We start from the raw sequence: 18,222 nt of genomic DNA on the forward strand, positions 1-18,222 counted from the left end.
TATTCTGTTCTATCTATAGCCTAACATAAAGCGATGTCAAATTCGCTTTTTGCATTTCCGAATAATGCTTTTTTCCTTCTGTATTCTTTCAACACAATTGGGAATAAAAGAAGAATCGGATTGTATTGTATGCTGATCCATGTGTTATTACTAAAGCTGAACGCTGCTACTGCCGTCAGCCAAATAAATAGTATTTTATTATTGGTACGGGCAGAATAATTATGCAGGAAAACATAAAAGACCAATACCAATCCTGTAAAAATAAGGCCATACCCCAAAAGAGAATACAAGAATCCACAATCAACGTAAAAATATTCTGATGGACCATTATTGTACGTTTCGATTTTATTACCAAATAGTTTTATTTTGTACAACGTCATCGCTTGATGGCCTAAATTCAAGCGATCCGAAAGCATCTTATTGATCGCCGCCAATTTGGGATTATCGAAAGTAAATGCATGATTAACCCATATTGATACTATAAATGTGATAGGGTACACAAGGATGGTCAAATAATGCAAAAACTTTTTCTTTAAATTGAACCAATTGAATTTTATTAATACAATATACAAAGCAATTACAAGATATATTAGATAATATGTAAGTCTCAATGTGCTTAATTTATAGATTATATAATTTAAGCCCAATATTACAATCAACTCAGGCCATACCGCTTTCTTTTTCTTAAGATAAAGATGCTCCAGTACCAGATAAAAAAAGGCATACGGCAAACCCGAATAGTAACCAAATCCAAAGGTCCAAATGACTACACCATTTCGCTCCCTCCCGCCGATATTAGGAAGTACACCGACAAAACTTAGCAACATCGTACACACAACAATTATTAAACTAGTCCAATAACTGCATTTAATAATTCTGCGAAATGAAGTCATATCTGCTCCGCACAAAAGCGCTGCATATACTAACATCTTTGCATTTGAATCTACTATTGCAGCTATTCCGAATATCAAAATAATTGAAATACGCAATATCATTTCTTTTTTTGTACATTGGTTGTTTAAAACTATGGATAAAATCACACCAATTGCTATAATCGGACAAAACAGCCATATAGCACGGGGTTTGTAGAAAATCTCCTGAAAAATATAACAAGTCGCTATAAATAATATATAGCAACCTATATATATTGTTTCACTTGTTCGCATCTTTATCCTCATTGCTAGTTTCTCCATAAGCTATATATGAATATATACGATTATGCAATTACATCCTTTTACCCTAAATAGAATTTATGAAAAATACATTTCCTTCTTTTTATGATTTTTGTTACTCCATAATAGAGACTTAGTTTGAAAATGAATATCAATATAAATGCAATAGTATAATATGGAACATAACTATAAATCTTATCCCAAGGCAAAATATTCATATCAATTAGATGTATGCAAAGAATAATATCACTATAAACACCAAAAAACACCAGCGTGCGCTTTATCAAACGTAGCGCGGCGCTTTTTTTGCAATTTTCGTCTATTGTTGTCATTCCCTGCATAATTAGCCATGATACAGAAACTGCACCGACAATGTCCAATATAGGATTCGAAAACCAGTTCCGCACAAGTGACATTGAAGTGTCATCTTCAACATTTACTGCTCTAACAATAGATTGCAACCACAATAATATAGCTATTATAGCAATTGTCCATTGTGACCACTTGGACTTATTATATTCCTCTTCTCTCTTATGATCTAATTTCCACAAACGATACATGTATCCAATGTAAAGAAAGCCAAGTCCTGTACAACCTGCTTGAATTGATAACGGCCACCACGAGTACTTTGCAGAAAACCAGCCAACAAAAAAAATAATACCAACTATACATGTTTTAATTACTCTTAACAGCGTTTTACTCCATGTTTTTATATCTAGTTTCTCTATTAAAAACAGTAGGATTATCGCCCATAATAATGCGATAAAAAACCAAGTTGCACCTATAATAGGAATATCGTTATATCCCCAAAAACTGTTAGCGTATGTACTTCCTCCGCCATAAAGTCCTGCGACTAGCCAATACTTTATGCTATAGGTAATTACACCCCCTACTTCTTCCGAGTTCGCTATGGCTTTTACTCCAGCTTTTATTGTGCATAATACAATAAGTAAAATCCAGGTAATAAAATAAGGTTTCAAAAGTCTACAGGCATATTTTTTTACTGTTTCTATTTTATCTTTATAGAAAAAACCACTTATCAAAAAGAACAATGGCACATGATAGGTAAATACAATATCAGAAACTACTGAACTTCCCATATGACCAATAATAATAGAAAGCATACCTAATCCACGAGCCATATCAATATAATCAAGTCGACCTGTATTTTTACTCGCCAAATGCATTATTATGCCATCCTTTTATTATTCATTGAATTTATATATCTGCTTTACAATAATACAAAAATAATATATACCCAAATGTCTTTTTACACATAGCTTATATACTACATTATTTCTGTATATAGTCCCTGTAATAGTAAATATATCCTTTTACTTAAGTGTTATGCCCTTTGCGTTTATAAGTTTTCTTTTTTAAACATGTTTAATGCTATACTGCATAATATTCTATACGGTCTGAAATGAAGTTTTCTTACCAATCTAACAAGTTTGCTCTTACTTCCAATTTGATAAACTATAGGATATTTTTCATATATGTCTTTATCGAGCTTTATAAGATCGTTTCGGTAATCCTCAGGATCTTGTATCAGAAGAAAAGATCGATATGTATGATATGTTATATTGGTTATGCACAAATTAAGAATGTCTTTTTTCGCTCCAGAATTTTCCGGATCTGCTCCCACATATGCTGACATAATTCTTCTGGCTACAATCGGCAAATCTTTTTGATGCTTACGTATTCCTTCAAGACTAACGCTTTGACCTTCAACTCCTAACCTGTAACGATATATGGGGCTTTCATAACGCGATATGCTCTTTGCTGCAATTATACAATAAAACACATATTCAGAATCAGTATAAAAACAATGTTCAGCTATTGGCTTATTCAAATTTCTGAGTGTTTCTGTTTTGATTGCTATCTCATGCATCAAAAAAGGCTTTTTATCTATATGAAGGTCAATTATAGCGTTATCATCCGACGATATTTCAGGATGATTATCAATTAGCTTCTCTTCCTTATCTCTTATTTCTATATATGGCGTAACAACTAAATCGGCCTCTGTCTTGTCTAAAAACTTAAGAAAAGACGGTAATTCGTCTGTTTTGAACCAATCATCTCCGTCCAGCAGTTTATAATACTTCCCTTTTGCTATGGAAAGAGACGCGTTGATAGTAGATCCATAACCACCGTTCTCTTTATCAATAACAATGATGGATTCTGGAAACCGACTGCTCAGTTCATGCGCTATTTTATTCGTATTGTCTTTCGAACCATCATCCACAATGATGATTTCCATTTTTTTTAAATCATCATTGTTTACAATAAGTGACCCTACAGTATCGCGTATAAATCTCTCAATATTGTAAGAAGCTATTGAAATTGTTAATAGTTTATTATTCATATCTGAATTTACCCTTCATATAGATTTTTGATTTTTGCTGCTGTTTGTTTAATGTCATAGCCTTTTTCTCTGATGACTGTGGAATTATCTACAGGTTCGATATCTTTGTAATATATAGCTCTTTCAATCCATCCATTTATGTCTTCCAGACTTATTTGATCAACATTCTGCCCGAGTACTACAGTTTGGGGAACACCTGTAGATATTATACAAGGCAGTCCTGCAGCCTGTGCCTCTAGTGTTACAAAAGAAAACCCTTCATAAAGAGAAGGAAGAACAAATATGTCCATTACTTGATAATAATCCGGTACATTATCAACATTCCCAGTGAATATCACAGAATCCTCTAAATGTTTTCTTTTAACTTCTTCTTTTACATCAGTAAGCAGTTCTCCATCTCCCACTAACAATAATTTGCTTATGGGAATTCTTTCATGAATCTCACCAAATAGACTTACTATAAATGAATGGTTTTTTTCTTGTGAAAATCTTCCAACATGACCTATTACAAAGCTGTCATCCGCTATATTTAACTCATTTCTTTTGCTTTTGCGTATTTCATCATTCCTTTTATATTCATCAATGGAAATACCATTTTCGATAATTTTCAAATCGTTCTTAACTATCGATTTTGGATACTTCATTTCCCCCGCCTGCTTTGAGCAAGCAAGGAAGTCTGTGGCACACTTCTTCAGTAAAAAGCCAAAGATAAAACGGATCACTTTATGCTTTATTGATGAAATCCCTGTACTATGTGAATGAACTATTATTTTCCTGGCACTCGCATGCTTAGCTGCAAGAGCTGTATATGCAAGAACAGATATTGATCCTGAATGTATATGAACAACATCATAATGGTGTTCCTTAAGAAACTGCGTAATTGGATTTAAGAGTAGCTTTCTACTCTCTCCAGGTTTAAACTCCAAGCCTAACTCGTATACATTTCCTCCCTTGGATATGAGCAGTTTTCGAAAGCCTTCATTATCACAAATATAGGGAGTTAATACATCTATTGATAAACCAGAGTAATCTATGTTTTCAATTACATTCAATATAAATTTTTCCTGGCCTCCATGTAAAATAGGCTCTCCTGTGATTTCTATTACATTCATTCGCATACCCTTTTCTGTATAATAATATCACTTAGTATAACTTGCACCTCTATTATTTTACATTTTCTAAATGCTCTTAAAATCATCTGCTTTACGCAAACTTATACCTCTTAAGGCAACAATCTCTTAGCATTTATAAATGTAGACCGAATAATAAAAGAATATTGATTCGGCAACATACTATACAAGATATATCTGCTAGCCTTGTACATATCAGCTTGCTAGTTTATCATTTTATTAAACTACATAATTAATTAGGTCACGTTATGTATTCAATCTCAGGTTTAAACTTAAGCCCAGAGATTGTTCCCTTGTATATCTTCGCTAAACGTTTCCCCTTGTTATCCTTACTCTTTGTCAGCACTCTTATGCAATGGCCTGTCAGGCGAGCCGCTTCATAACAGAATCCCTTTATTCCCTCACGCCTATAAAGATATACATCATTCCTGTAGAGATAATTAAAACGGTCCAAACGGTCCGCGCTCTCAGAAGCTATGTTTGCACCTATATTGCTTTTTGATTTGTGAATAACAACACTGTCTCTGACTGCATAACAGGGATACTTTAATGATATTCTTCTGGTATATTCCCAGTCATCCGTCCAAATGAAAAACTCTTTTATCGGAAGTCCCATTTCCACTACTATTTCACGTTTAAGAAACAGGGAAACAAATGAAGCCATTACAACTTGATTTATATTATTATCAAAGCATTCAAGAGTTTTAGTTAGTGTTTTTCTTTGCAAATTCATAGTGCAGATGCTTCCATCTTTCCATAGAACTTTGCTTGACAAAAAACCATATTGGCCATTCAATTCTTTATCTGCTTTTATAAATTCTTCCAGAGCGTTTTCTGTGGGCATGCAATCATCATCCATCACCCATATATAATCATAGTCCTTTTCAGCAGCATACTTTATGCCGAAAGAAAAGCCTCCAGCTCCCCCAAGATTTGAGCCGGTATCACAATATTCTATTTTCTCCTCGGAAATATAATCAGCTATATACTCTTTTGTACCGTCAGTGCTGTGATTATCAATGATAATAATATGTGGTATCACTGGTCTCTGAGACAACAAACACTCAATGTTTTCTTTAAGAAGCTCTTTTCTATTATAGGTTACCACAATTACAGCATATGATTTTTCCATAGAAAACACCTCATTTCCTTCCAAGTTTTCTCTTGATAAAGTTTCCGCCTTTAACAAGCCAGTTCTGGTTTTCCATGAATACATATCCTGTGTCTTTGTATGGGAGGTGGTTTGTTTCAAGCCATACATCCAGAAGCCGTTCGCTGACAAATCCGAATACACGGCTGTCATTCTTGTTGTAGGAGCTGATGTCCAGCCTGTTTTCCAGTTCAAAGAGCACATCAAAGAGCCATTTGCAATATTGATCAAAGAGCTCTTTCTTCATCACGAACATGTTAAAGCGGTGTCCGGTAGTTTTTTTCATGCTGGAATCCCAAGCCGCGATATGCTGCGGATATTTCTCCTGCAGAATCTCCCGGGTTATGTCAAGGTCGATGGCATGATGTGCGTGAGCATACTGGCTGTAGTTTGTCTCAATCCAGTAGTTGCGGGGAGTAGGCAGCAGAATATCCGTTTCCTGCAGTTTCTTTTCCATTTCCGCACCATTGATGACTTTGTCTTTCTTGTCCCCGAACCATTTCCCGTTTGAAAAATGCCTGCGGTAATGGGCAAGTCCGACATAATCCGCATTTAGGTTTTTCCATGCCCAGTACAAGCCTGTCAACTCACAGTAATTAGGATTCTTTGCGCTGATATTCTCTCCCTCATCATCCCGCTGGTAACCTATGCTCTCTTTTCCGGCGGCACCCACATGAACGGGAAGATACATGGGATCATCCGGCATCCAATACTGCTTATGTGTGGCAATAATAATCCTGATACTCATTGCTTCGTCCTTCTCCCCTTTACTGTGCGCCATCTTTCTTTATGACCGCCATGGCTGTCCTGAGAATGCACAAAGCATCCAGATACAGGCTGCAGTTCTTCACATAGTAGTATTCCAGTTCCAGGCGCTCCCTGTAATCAATGTTGCTTCTGCCATTGCATCCCCACCAGCCAGTAATACCGGGCTTCACCTTCTGGTAAAGCTTCAGTCCGCCATGCTCTTCCAGTTCTCCCTCAACCAGAGGCCGCGGTCCAACCAGGCTCATATCGCCTTTGAGAACATTCAACAGCTGTGGCAGTTCGTCGATACTGGTTTTCCGCAGAATCTTTCCGGCTTTGGTTATTCTCGGGTCGTTTTCAAACTTTTGGTTTTCTTCCCACTGCTTCCGCCATTTTTCTTCCTTAAGCATTTCCTGGAGGATATCATCCGCGTTGGGAACCATGGATCTGAACTTCCAGATTTTTATTTCTTTACCGTTTTGGCCGATGCGCTTCTGACGGTAAAAGATTTTCGCCTTATCTCCGGTCAGCAAATATACCAGTTTCACAATGATCGTAATCGGGATCAGCAGAATCGTTCCGACCAGACCACACAGAAAATCGATAAACCGTTTGATTCCCAGATACAGCAGCTGCCCCGGCCGGAAGGAGAATGCACCGATACTCAAGGCTTTGTATACGCCAAAATTCTGAATGTACTGGTCTTCCGGTTGGAAGCCGATTGCGGATTCCACGACCATATTGAGCCCGACAGCGTTGGCATTCAGCCGTTCCATGACTCCCGGTTCCACTTCTCCCGGTCGTACCGCAATCAACACCTCATCAATGTTCTGATCCAAGATATGTTTCTCATATACATCCCGGCCGTATACCGGAATACTTCCGATTTCTTCTACTTCCACGCTGTCCTGTTCACTGTCAATCAGATGAATGCCAATAATATCGTAGAGTTTAAAATCCCCAGCTGTAACATTGCGGATCGTCTTTTCGATATTCTCTGTTTTACAGATTACAAACAGAGGAATTTGCTTTGTTGTTTTCACAACAACTTTGCCGGACAAAAGCAGTTTCTTCCACAGGAATTTCAGAAGTACAGATGAAACAAAATAGATGCCATACATCACAAAGGACATCTCGCGGGAATAGGATGCACCGATCTTAAAGGCATAGAAGATCAGGCTGGCAATCAGGAGGTTATAGATCGTCAGCTGAAATGCCCGGATCAGCTCCATGTAGTACGAGCGGCGCATGATGCCGCTGTACGGATTCACAAAGAAGTTGATCACAATGCTGAGGATCAGGACAATGAACAGATACCGGGTCCATTCATCATTTGTATAGAAATCCCACTCATGGAATTTCAGGAAATAGGAAATCAGGAATGAAATAAACAAGGCAACCAGGTCTACAATCATAAAGTCCATATGCTTGGCCCAGGAGTACTTGCTTTTAATCTGCATTTGCGGTCACCTCATAATAATATTCATTCGATCAGTTCCCAAGCATTTACAAAACAGAGAAAACGATTCCTTACTTTTGAATCATACAGAGTGTTCCGGCTGTTGATGTCAAGCTGGAGAATCCATTAATGGCATCCAGGTTATAGGCGAACATCGCCAGTTCAGCCCATAAGTCTGCGGGGAGAGTAATATCGATGTCTTCGTCACCGTGAAGGATGATGGACACATCCGGCTGGGATATCTCCTGTTTTTTCAGCCGTTCCTGCGTATACTCAATAGCCTTGGAAAAAAGGGAAGCAAAACAGGTGGCATTGACCTGGTTGGAACCGAGCACCAGCATCACGTCCTGGGCAGCGGTACCATCCTCTTTTGTAGCAATCCAGTCGGGGGAGGATACATTCTCAAAGCGGTAATCTGTTCCCTCAATGATTACGGAAACCGTGCTGATGTTCAGGTGCTTTGTGCCGCGGTAGCGGATCCAGATCCGGAAGAAGGGAATCTGCGTCTTTTCGTCTGACCAGCCCCGGATCATTATTTCCGGGAAAATGGTGCTGTAGTAAAGGTCGTTTTCATATGGCGTGGAAAATGACCGGTATTCCGCCGGAACCTGTGTCTGGATAAAGGCGGTGTCCCCATCCTCAGAAACATCCTTCCGGAAGTATTCCGGATGATCCGTAAAGCAGGAGAAATCAGGTTTTCCGGACATGGTTTCATCCGCCTCCGTCTGTTCCGCCACTCCGGCAGGAATCAAGGATATATACAATATCAGAGCCAGGATCAGGGCAATAAGCCTTTTCATTGAATTCCCCCTTCCTCAGGAAATGTGGTAGGCAGGCAGGATTTCATGCAATGCTTTTTTCACATCCTGATGTCCTTCAATGCACTTCTCAAGTTCTTCAAGCCAGCCCAAGACAGTTTCCCATTCATAGTGATCCTGCCTGGCCACATAGATCCGGTCGCGTTCTGTTGCCTGATCGTTTTCTTTGTCCAGCAGGAGCTCCTCATAGAGCTTCTCGCCTGGCCGCAGGCCGGTGCAGACAATCTGTTCCCGGCCGGTGCCGTAAAGATGGATCATCTTCTCAGCCAGATCCCGGATCCGGACCGGTTCGCCCATATCCAGGATGAAGAGTTCTCCGCCCTTGGCCATACCGACAGCCTGAAGCACCAGGGAGGCTGCCTCGGGAATCGTCATGAAATAGCGGATGATGTTCGGATCTGTCAGCGTCACAGGGCCGCCAGCCCGGATCTGGCGCTCAAAGATCGGGACAACGGAACCGTGGGAGCCCAGGACGTTGCCGAAGCGCACAGCCATAAACTCGGTGTTCTTCCTCGGAATGGAAGAGATCACAATCTCCGCCAGCCGCTTGGAGGCGCCCATCACATTGGTGGGGTTCACCGCCTTGTCTGTGGAAATCAGAACGAAACGCTGCACATTGCATTCCACAGCAACCTTTGCTGTTTTATAGGTGCCAAAAACGTTGTTGAGAATTGCCTGCTCGCTGCTGGTTTCCATCAGCGGAACATGCTTGTGCGCTGCCGCATGAATCACAATATCCGGCTTATACTTGCCCATCACCCGCCAGAGGGATTCTTCATCCCGGACACTGCCAACTTCCAGCACAAGGGTGTTGGCCACCAGTTCTCCATATTTTTCCTTCAGTTCGAAGAAGAGGTCATACATATAGTTTTCGGAAATATCGTAAAGAACCAGTTTTTTCGGAGTGAAAGCCATGATCTGGCGGCACAGCTCAGAGCCGATGCTTCCGCCGCCGCCGGTAATCAGAACTGTCTTTCCGGTCAGGAAGGCGTGCACTTCTGTCATGTCCAGATGCTGTTCCGCCCGTCCCAGCAAGTCCGCAATATTGACTTCCCGGGCCTCCGCGCCTTCCCGCACGCCGGAGTAGATCATCACATGAGCACCGGTTTCAATGCAGTTGTTCAGGAGAGCGGTAATCTCTCCCTTGGGTGTTGCAATGGCAATGATAATTTCGTTGATGTTGTATTGATCAGCCGTCTCCGCCACGGCATCCGTGCCGCCGACAACCGGAACCCTTGAAATGGAGGAATGCTGCCTGGACGGATCGTCATCCAGGATTGCCACGGCTGTCGCGTTTCCGTAACGTCCGTTTTGGATATCCCGGATCACGGTGGCCCCGGCATAGCCGGCACCGATGATCAGAATCCGTTTGGTTTCCTTATCTTCCTTCCTGCGGCTGCCCGCGGTTTTGTACCGGATCAGGTAACGGGAGGCCGCAACCAGGAAGAGGGTAATAACCCACTGGATGAAATAAACCGGCCGGGGCATCAGGAAGATGTTCACGCCGATCCTGTCCCGGAAGAGATAGAAGATCAGGGAAACCAGGTATGTGATGCCGGTTCCCGCCAGGGTACTGATGCCGCACTGAATCAGGACGTCCTGTCCGGCATAGGCCAGGATCTGGCGGTAGACACCACTGAGCCATAAGGCAAGCAGCGTAGTGACAAGCAGGATCGGGAGGGTCCTCCAGAGATGAACCACATGGTTTTCAGGAACGCTGAGGGAAAAATAGAACTCTACCGATATCAGCAAGCCGATGAACACGAACAGCGCGTCCATCACCGGCCACAGGTATTTCTTCAGTCGTCTGATAAATGGTCACCTCTTTACGATTTCTGGAAAACGGATTCCTGAAATCAGTCTGTTGTTATTTCACTTACTGATTTCTGCTTCTGTCCGGTGGTCAGAAGGATGCCCACGGCCACAAAGAAAAACGGCATAGTCGGACACGTTCCGGTTCTTAGCCAGAGGAAGCATTCTATGATTTCACCAAGTAAAATCGAAAGAATGAACGGAACAACAACCACTTCCCGTTTTTCCTTTGAAGTCAAAACAAGCCGGAAAGAAGAGCTGACAATCTTGCCCAGAAATGCGCCCATCAGCAGAAGTCCCGGAATGCCGTTTTCCAGCAGAATCATCAGTGGCATACAATGACAATGGTTAGCGTAAAATGTCATATTTGGAGATGCGTTCACGAGCGTCATGGGGTTATAAATTGAAGCTCCCCATATCAGATACAAAGGATTGTTTTTAAGAGTATCTATCGCAGCGTTCCAAATCATGGGACGATCGGTCAGGAGATTATTTCCGCCATAACCACGATTTGACACGAAGGCCTTTGTCTGCACTTCTTCCGCCAATGCACGTGGAATCAACAAGCCGTTGGCCCGTACCTGATTAAACACGGAAATGGTCTTCATACACAACACTACAGAAGCAACAAAGATCATGCCGGCTATCGCTAGCCCTGCTACCCAGGCATACCAGCTATGCTTCTTCTTTTGCTGAGCCTGATCCCGCAGTTTGCGAATAATGAAGATGCCAAGCATTGACGCAATTCCAGCCGAAACCGTTACCTGGGCGCAGCGGGAATCCGTCAGGCAAAGCGCAATATACATCGGAATGATGGAAAGCAGGAAAAACACTTTGGTCTTTCTGCTATTTCCAACAACTGCGCCACACAGAGCCAATATAATGGATAAACTCACAACAGATCCGGATACAGTAGGGAAGAAAACCAGAAATAATCTGTTGTCCTGTGTTATTCCCCATATAGCACCTTCACCGATTGTGTAGATGTTGTTCCCTGTCCATGCCGCATGTATTCCCAGGCAGCTGGATACTACCATTCCAATTGTCCAGATGGTTATGCAGATGTTCAGAAAACTTTTCAGCTGCTTTTTGCTGAGGATCCGGGCCATTCCATAGCAGGCAGAAAAGGCCCAGAAGCCAGTCAGAAGCGCGTCGCTGACCGAATCCTGAAAAACATTGTCAGGACCTTCAGCAACAACCCGGACCAGTTTCATCAGTAAATAAACCGCCAGCAGCAGGAACCCTTTATCCTTCCACAGTTTTCCAAGGTAGATAGCCATAATGCCCGTGATTACCCGAAGCACCCATACAAAACCCGGAAAGTTGAATGCTTTTCCGGTTGCTGTCTGGTCGCAATATGTGGCAATCACCGCCAGATAACCAAGAAGTAGAAGAGCCATCAAAAACGTATAAATAATCCGTCCGATGGTCCATGACTGCTGTCTGTCCAAACCAATTCTCCTTTTGTTTAATGGGCTGGTAGCATTCTGCTGTGTTTTATATCATAGGCAAAAACAGATAGCTCCGCCATACGGTCCGCTGACGCGCATCGCTGAAGAGATCCGTTTTTTCGGCGTTTCCATGCTCCAGCAAGCCACTGCGAGTACTTCCACGCCTGCCTGTGTTCCCCCGAATTATTTTGGGGGGAAATATAACCACAAAATCAAGCAAAATCAACATGGTTATACAGAATAAATTATACATTTCTTCCTATTATGTGTCAACGAAAGGGGCGGAAATACGGGTTCCGGGGTAAATTACCGGAAAGCCTTATTTATCAACATTTTCAGCGGTTAGTTTGACGCTTTTTTATATGTTTGTTAAAATAGCGGGAAGAAACGGGCAGGATGCTCCGTTTAGTTTTCCGGAAGGAGATGATAGATGTATGAGTAAAATCACTCGTACGATTGCCTGTTTAGTTGCGTTTTGTCTGATGCTGGGGGGCATTGCCCTGGCAGAAGAAACTTTTGGTATTGGTGAAGCTGCGGTTCATGAAGCACCGGTCCTCAGCCAGGAATCCGCTGTGCTGCCCGCCAGCAAAAGCATCGATCCCACTCCCGCCACCACCGTTGACGTGGCGGCAAACACCGGTACGACCCCTACGGTCACTACCGAATCCGGTACTAAGGGTTTTGTGACCCGGATGTATCAGGTTGTTCTGGGCCGTGAACCCGACGCAAACGGTCTGGCTACCTGGGTCAATGAACTGGACAGCGGCAAAATGAAGGCTGCGGATATCGTAACCGGATTCTTCAACTCTCCCGAATATACGGGAAAGAACAAGAAGAGTGAAGAAGTCGTTAAGGACTGCTACAATGCCATGCTGGGCCGTGATCCCGATCAGGGCGGCGCTACCTACTGGAAGGCGATCCTGGACATCGGTATGTCTTCCGACAGAGTCTGCTCCGGCTTCCTGGGCAGTCAGGAATTCACTGACCTGGCCAAGAGCTACGGCATCCAGCCCGGCACCATCACCCTGAAGAATGCCCGCGACCTGAATGCTGAGCGCACCGCCTTCGTGTACCGCCTCTATCAGGACTGCCTGAAGCGGCAGCCTGACATCGCCGGCCTGGAGAACTGGTGCAAGCAGCTTACCCAGGGTTATGCCGGAACCGCTGTTGCCAGCGGATTCGTGTTCAGCCCCGAGTACAAGAACACGCTGCCCAGCAACGAAGAGTATGTCGATATGCTGTATCGCACCATCATGGGCCGTGAAGCTGATGCCGCCGGCAAGGCCGACTGGATTAAGCAGCTGAACTACACCATCACCCGTGAGAAGGCGCTGAACGGCTTCATGCTCAGTAAGGAATTCTCTGAAAAGTGCGCCACCGCTGGTATCAAGGTCGGCAACAAGATCAAAGAGCCCGACTCCACCCGTGAGTGGAAAGCCAACATCCTGGTCCTGTCTCTGGTGAATGCGGAGCGCGCCAAGGTCGGCGCCGCTGCCCTGACCACCCGTGAAGACCTGTGGGAACGCGTTGCTGAAGTACGTGCGGAAGAAATCACCAAGTCCTTCAGCCATACCCGTCCCAACGGCAAAGATTGCTGGTCTGCTTATACCGACGCCGGTTTTGCGGATTCCCGCGAAGCGGAAAACATCGCCTTCGGCTTCAAGTCCGAAAAGGAAGTTATGAAAGCCTGGATGAATTCCGCCGGCCATAAGGCCAACATCCTGAACACCCAGCTGACCACCCTGGCCACCGGTCTTTACAAGAAGACCAACTGGTGCCAGAGCTTCTACGCTGAATAATCAGGACTCAACAGACAATCGCAACAGGATCAAATCCTCAAAAAACGGGGGCTGTCTTCACAGACAGCCCCTTCGTTTATTCCGGACTAGCAGCTTCCTGTACACATCCGTACAGGGGTTTTGTTTTATATCTTGTTTTGCCTTGCTTCTTTGTTTTCCTTTCCCTCGTCCGGTAATCCACCCCGAGGACATGATACTGAACGTCCTCCAGAATTGTGCACCCCACGAACCCCCATCAGCCTGGGCACTGCGAATTCCCGGGGACATCTTTGATAATCAGATACACAATAGCATCTACCCGTAAATTTGCTTCAATTGCTATCCAGGGCATTACCAGTATTTCCGTTCCATTGTAAAAGGGGCGCCGGATAAGCTGATTATCCGGCACCCCTGGTTTCATATCAGTTATGGGTTTAGGCTTACAGACCGTAAGAGGCCATGATCTGAGCAAATTCCTGGGAATAAGCAAATCCGCTGGCAACCTGGTCGCGTGTCATTCCCGAATTCAGCCTGCTAACCCAGTCCGCCAGACCGGGTGCGTCATACTCACGGCCCAGGAAGGTCCGGTAAAGCACCTTGACAAATTCCATGTCGTTCAGGTTCTTGTTCAGGAATTCCTGAGAGTGCATAAATCCGTCCAGCGCCACGGTCAGCACGTTTGCTTTGGTCGGATTGGACAAGATCTTGCCGCACCAGGTATTCAGGCCGTCCGGGTCGTAGGTTCTGCCGAGCATCTTCGTATACAGGCGGCAGACAAAAGCGGTGACACCGTCGTTTTTGTCCCGGGGTTCATCCGACTGATAGCTGCCCCGGTAAATGCCGTAATATGCGCAAAGCTGGGCGAATTCCTGGGATCCGGTGAAGCCGCTGATTACAGCCTTCCTGGACATGCCGCCCTCAAGCTTCTGCACCCAGGTGCTCTTGCCAGCCGCGTCGGAAGCACGGCCCATGATGCCTTCATAGCAGCGTTCCACAAAGTCCGCGTTGGAAAGGTTGCGGTTCCGCATTTCGGCGCTGTCAAAGAACCCGTATGCCACCTCGGCTCCTGTCCGGGCGCCTCTCTTCAGCTCGTTCACCCAGGTCTGCAGGCCGCCCGCGTCCGGTTCACGAAGCAGGCAGACCCTGTACATCCGGTATACGAAGGCCGCAACAGGATCCCTGGTCGCCACCGTTACGTCACAGGAGAAGGTCAATCCGCCGTCGCGGGTGGTTACCGTGATCACGGTCTTGCCGTCCTTTTTGGCAGTCACCAAACCTGTTCCGGTAACCGTAGCCACCTCCGGATTACTGGAAGTCCAGGTCAGGTGCTGGTCATCTGCGTCCGTGGGAAGGACCGTTGCTTTCAGCTGAACGCTTTCGCCTTCCCAGAGGCCGTAGCTGACATAATTCAGATAGACGCTGCTGACATGTACCGGAAGATTGACTGTGAACGCGATATAGTCTGAAACCGTATCATTATCATCACTGACGACCTTAATCTGAGCTTCACCATTCTTCCTTACAAGCACCTCACAGGTATTGCCTGTCACACGGGTAATGGACATCACGGAAGAGTTGGTCGTTGTCCACGTCACGTCCGTCTGGGTCGTATTCCAGGGCGTCAGTTCCGCCTCCAGAATCAGCCTGTCTCCGATTTTGAACCCGCCGCCGGTGGATTCATTGATGGTGAAGGTATGCGCGTCATTGTTATAGTTCTTAATCCTGATAGCGGTCACAGGAACACTTTTAGGAGTAACCTCCACGGTACAGCTGGCGTAAACGCCGTTGGTGCTCATAGCCGTGATCACAGCGGTACCGCCCTTTCCGGCGCCGACCACCTTGATCCCGTCCTTATCCTCCACCAGACGGGCCACATATTCATCTGAAGTGTACCACTGGAGCGTCTTGTTGGTCGCATTTGCCGGCTCAATCTTATCAACCTTCAGGTCAAAAGAGTCTCCCGAATTGATATAGACTATTTCCGTTTTATCCAGGATAATCTTGCTTACCAAGTTATTAGAGCTGTTGGAATAATTCTTTTTTGTATACAGCTTGATGGTGGAATCACCTTTTACATAGTCACCGTTGACTGTAAAACCACCGCTGGTGCCATAGTCATATTTATATTTATATTGTCCTATCGCATTGCCTAGTGTTCGTTCACCATTAGCCTGGTAAGGAACTTGGATATCGTTACCGGAAGAAGTACATATCACTTCCACCTCTACGACCGTTTCCTGCTGCGTCACATAAGGCGTTTTCAGTTTCAGGTTATAGAAGCCGCTGTAATCCGCTTTCCGGGTATCGCTTCTGGAAACCTCCTTGCCATTCACCCGAACAATTGCGTTCAGTTCCATAGTTATGTTATCATCGCTGACTTCAATACCAACAGACTGAAGCTTTTCTTTTGCGGCTACCATGAATGATTGTTTAATCACAGCTTGATCGCTCACAGTCTTTTTACCTGTTATCGTACTGTACGTTTTGTCATAGCTGTAACAATAATCCGCAACGTCTTTGTTTTCCGCATCATAGGAAGTTGCCCTGCTGGAGAGCAACGATGCATCTTCATAGGAAATCCAGAAATAACCGTTCTGGCCGAAACCTGTTCCCCAGCTATTGCGGGCTTTCCAGGCGCCATTGCTCTCAGGCCGCAGTTCAGACAGGAAGTTGTTCCTTGAATAATTGTCATTCCAGCCGACCAGGAGCACATCATGATTGGTAGTCTTATATGTCCCGTAAAGAGATGCTGTTGATTCATTATAAGCCACCTTGCCACCATTCAGAGAAATTGCCGTATTGTATGGCATATCTTTAGAATTGTTTGGCATGCAAATGCTGACCTTGACCGATCCATGCTCCTGGATCTGCTTCTTCAGCGCATCAGTATCAGACGCCTTCAAGTTGTAAGCTCCCACAATCTGGGCAGCAATATTCGTATAGTCCGACGGCAGCTTCTCCGCCTCACTCCTGCCCACAGGATAGGGGTTGGCCTCCTCGGTGGTGGTACCGATCAGGCTGGCCAGGATATGATAAGCCATTGCGCTCAGGCCGCCCAAATCCAGATAGTTGTAACCCTTGTCATTATCATTAATCGTCACAGATACGCTGTCACCTTCCCCACCTTCCTTGGGATAAGGATAGTTATGAGCGGCAAAATACGCCAGGAAAAACTCGGAAAGGTCTATGGAAGAGTTCTCCGTCTGATTAGCTTTGATCAGGTCGATTTCCATGGCGCCGACCGCGGCAAAAGCCCAGCAGGTTCCGAAAGGATTCTGATTCCGCACTTCCGGCAGAGTAATCCCCGATTCAGGCTGATAAACCGCGGCAACCAGCTGGTCTTCTTCCATAACGTATATGGACGAAGTCTCCGGATTTACACCTTCCACAGACAGTTCGTGCAGTTCTTCTTCAGTAATGAACTCTTCTTCCTGTTCTACATCTTCCAGGCTGCCGAAAGCATATTCTTCCGGTTCCTCTGTTTCTTCAGGAACCGGTTCTTCAGCAACTTCTTCTGTTTCTTCTTCAGAAGACTCCTCAGCGGGTTCCTCCGCCGTCTCTTCCGTCAGTTCTTCCGTTTCCTCTTCGTCAGACTCTTCGGAAGGCTCTTCAGCAAGACCCTCAGCAGGTTCTTCTGAAGGTTCCTTGGCAAGTTCTTCTGAAGGCTTTTCTTCTGAAGGTTCCTCTGTCGGTTCCTTATCCGGATTTTCAGCCGGTTCTTCCCCGGGATTGTCCGCAAGCTCTTCTGCGGGTTCCTTCGCGGGCTCTTCTACAGGTTCATCATTGGGTTCTTCCGTGGGTTCGACAAGCTCTTCCGTCGGTTCTTCCGTGGGCTGCTCTTCCGGCTCCTCCGGGAATTCCAGCGCAGCCGGCGGCATGAGGACAACGTCCTCATTTTCGATCAGGCCGGGCAGATCCGTGGGAGTCGCGATATTCAGCAGGATCAGGCTTTTGCCCTCAACCCATGCGGTTTTCGTTTCTTTTTTGGCGGTATAGCTGATGGCAGCCGCTTTTCCGCGGACTTCATTCACCAGCACCGGGGCGTCCATCAGCAGGGTACCCTGTTCCTCCGTCAGTTCAGCATCTGTATAAAAAATCGTACCGGCCCGCAGCTTCGCACCGTAGGGTAATTCCTGTTCCTGCCAGGGCTGAGCCGCCGCGGCAAGGCCGGGCATCAGCAAACACAGCGCCAGCAGCAAGGCCAAAGCCTTCTGACGAATGTCGGTGTGTTTGTTCATAGGGTTTCCTCCTTCGGGGTCTTCATTAATAAAAGGATCAGGCCGGGGAAATCCCCGGCTTGTACAGCGGCGGGGGACATTTCCCACCAGCTCATGCAGAAT

Annotated in this window: 12 protein-coding genes; 1 reads left to right on the forward strand and 11 read right to left on the reverse strand. The window is 45.0% G+C overall.

The features are described 5' to 3' along the window. Positions 1-20 precede the first annotated feature (20 nt). From JRC49_07845 to JRC49_07890, 10 genes are all read right to left on the reverse strand, one after another. Entirely contained in the window at positions 21-1,193 is a 1,173-nt protein-coding gene (locus tag JRC49_07845) for a hypothetical protein (protein QTE72693.1), read from the reverse strand. A gap of 41 nt (positions 1,194-1,234) precedes the next feature. Next, on the reverse strand, positions 1,235-2,359 hold the full coding sequence (locus JRC49_07850) for an acyltransferase family protein (GenBank protein QTE72694.1): 1,125 nt from the start codon (positions 2,357-2,359) through the stop codon (positions 1,235-1,237). Positions 2,360-2,532: 173 nt separating this feature from the next. Beyond that, positions 2,533-3,537 (reverse strand): glycosyltransferase family 2 protein, encoded by a 1,005-nt coding sequence (locus JRC49_07855; GenBank protein ID QTE72695.1) that lies wholly within the window; start codon positions 3,535-3,537, stop codon positions 2,533-2,535. 8 nt (positions 3,538-3,545) lie between these two features. Continuing rightward, positions 3,546-4,649 (reverse strand): glycosyltransferase, encoded by a 1,104-nt coding sequence (locus JRC49_07860; protein QTE72696.1) that lies wholly within the window; start codon positions 4,647-4,649, stop codon positions 3,546-3,548. Positions 4,650-4,908: 259 nt separating this feature from the next. Next, positions 4,909-5,799 carry a glycosyltransferase family 2 protein gene (locus JRC49_07865; protein ID QTE72697.1) on the reverse strand — a complete coding sequence of 297 codons (891 nt, stop codon included), beginning with the start codon at positions 5,797-5,799 and terminating at the stop codon, positions 4,909-4,911. A gap of 10 nt (positions 5,800-5,809) precedes the next feature. Next, on the reverse strand, positions 5,810-6,565 hold the full coding sequence (locus JRC49_07870; protein ID QTE72698.1) for a DUF4422 domain-containing protein: 756 nt from the start codon (positions 6,563-6,565) through the stop codon (positions 5,810-5,812). Between the two features lie 19 nt (positions 6,566-6,584). Next, a complete protein-coding gene (locus tag JRC49_07875; protein ID QTE72699.1) occupies positions 6,585-8,024 on the reverse strand; it encodes an exopolysaccharide biosynthesis polyprenyl glycosylphosphotransferase in 1,440 nt (479 codons plus the stop codon). Between the two features lie 70 nt (positions 8,025-8,094). Then, complete coding sequence (locus JRC49_07880; GenBank protein QTE72700.1) at positions 8,095-8,823, reverse strand: hypothetical protein; 729 nt, start codon at positions 8,821-8,823, stop codon at positions 8,095-8,097. A 15-nt stretch (positions 8,824-8,838) separates the two neighbouring features. Then, entirely contained in the window at positions 8,839-10,620 is a 1,782-nt protein-coding gene (locus JRC49_07885) for a polysaccharide biosynthesis protein (GenBank protein QTE72701.1), read from the reverse strand. A gap of 77 nt (positions 10,621-10,697) precedes the next feature. Then, on the reverse strand, positions 10,698-12,104 hold the full coding sequence (locus JRC49_07890) for an O-antigen ligase family protein (GenBank protein ID QTE72702.1): 1,407 nt from the start codon (positions 12,102-12,104) through the stop codon (positions 10,698-10,700). A gap of 434 nt (positions 12,105-12,538) precedes the next feature. On the opposite strand from JRC49_07890, the gene JRC49_07895 reads away from it, so the two are divergent. Continuing rightward, the gene (locus JRC49_07895; GenBank protein QTE72703.1) at positions 12,539-13,903 is read left to right on the forward strand and encodes a DUF4214 domain-containing protein; all 1,365 of its coding nucleotides are present in this window, start codon (positions 12,539-12,541) and stop codon (positions 13,901-13,903) included. 419 nt (positions 13,904-14,322) lie between these two features. Here JRC49_07895 and JRC49_07900 read toward each other — a convergent pair whose 3' ends face one another. Next, positions 14,323-18,120: a DUF4214 domain-containing protein gene (locus JRC49_07900; GenBank protein QTE72704.1), complete on the reverse strand. Its 3,798-nt coding sequence runs from the start codon at positions 18,118-18,120 to the stop codon at positions 14,323-14,325. Positions 18,121-18,222 lie beyond the last annotated feature (102 nt).

The organism is Clostridiales bacterium FE2011, assembly GCA_017569305.1.
GTDB lineage: Bacteria > Bacillota > Clostridia > Christensenellales > Aristaeellaceae > Aristaeella.

Excerpts from the sequence above, each read along its gene's own strand:
- JRC49_07845 (QTE72693.1), bottom strand. The coding sequence starts at position 1,193 with ATGGAGAAACTAGCAATGAGGATAAAGATGCGAACAAGTGAAACAATA.
- JRC49_07850 (QTE72694.1), bottom strand. The coding sequence starts at position 2,359 with ATGCATTTGGCGAGTAAAAATACAGGTCGACTTGATTATATTGATATG.
- JRC49_07855 (QTE72695.1), bottom strand. The coding sequence starts at position 3,537 with ATGAATAATAAACTATTAACAATTTCAATAGCTTCTTACAATATTGAG.
- JRC49_07860 (QTE72696.1), bottom strand. The coding sequence starts at position 4,649 with ATGAATGTAATAGAAATCACAGGAGAGCCTATTTTACATGGAGGCCAG.
- JRC49_07865 (QTE72697.1), bottom strand. The coding sequence starts at position 5,799 with ATGGAAAAATCATATGCTGTAATTGTGGTAACCTATAATAGAAAAGAG.
- JRC49_07870 (QTE72698.1), bottom strand. The coding sequence starts at position 6,565 with ATGAGTATCAGGATTATTATTGCCACACATAAGCAGTATTGGATGCCG.
- JRC49_07875 (QTE72699.1), bottom strand. The coding sequence starts at position 8,024 with ATGCAGATTAAAAGCAAGTACTCCTGGGCCAAGCATATGGACTTTATG.
- JRC49_07880 (QTE72700.1), bottom strand. The coding sequence starts at position 8,823 with ATGAAAAGGCTTATTGCCCTGATCCTGGCTCTGATATTGTATATATCC.
- JRC49_07885 (QTE72701.1), bottom strand. The coding sequence starts at position 10,620 with ATGGACGCGCTGTTCGTGTTCATCGGCTTGCTGATATCGGTAGAGTTC.
- JRC49_07895 (QTE72703.1), top strand. The coding sequence starts at position 12,539 with ATGAGTAAAATCACTCGTACGATTGCCTGTTTAGTTGCGTTTTGTCTG.
- JRC49_07900 (QTE72704.1), bottom strand. The coding sequence starts at position 18,120 with ATGAACAAACACACCGACATTCGTCAGAAGGCTTTGGCCTTGCTGCTG.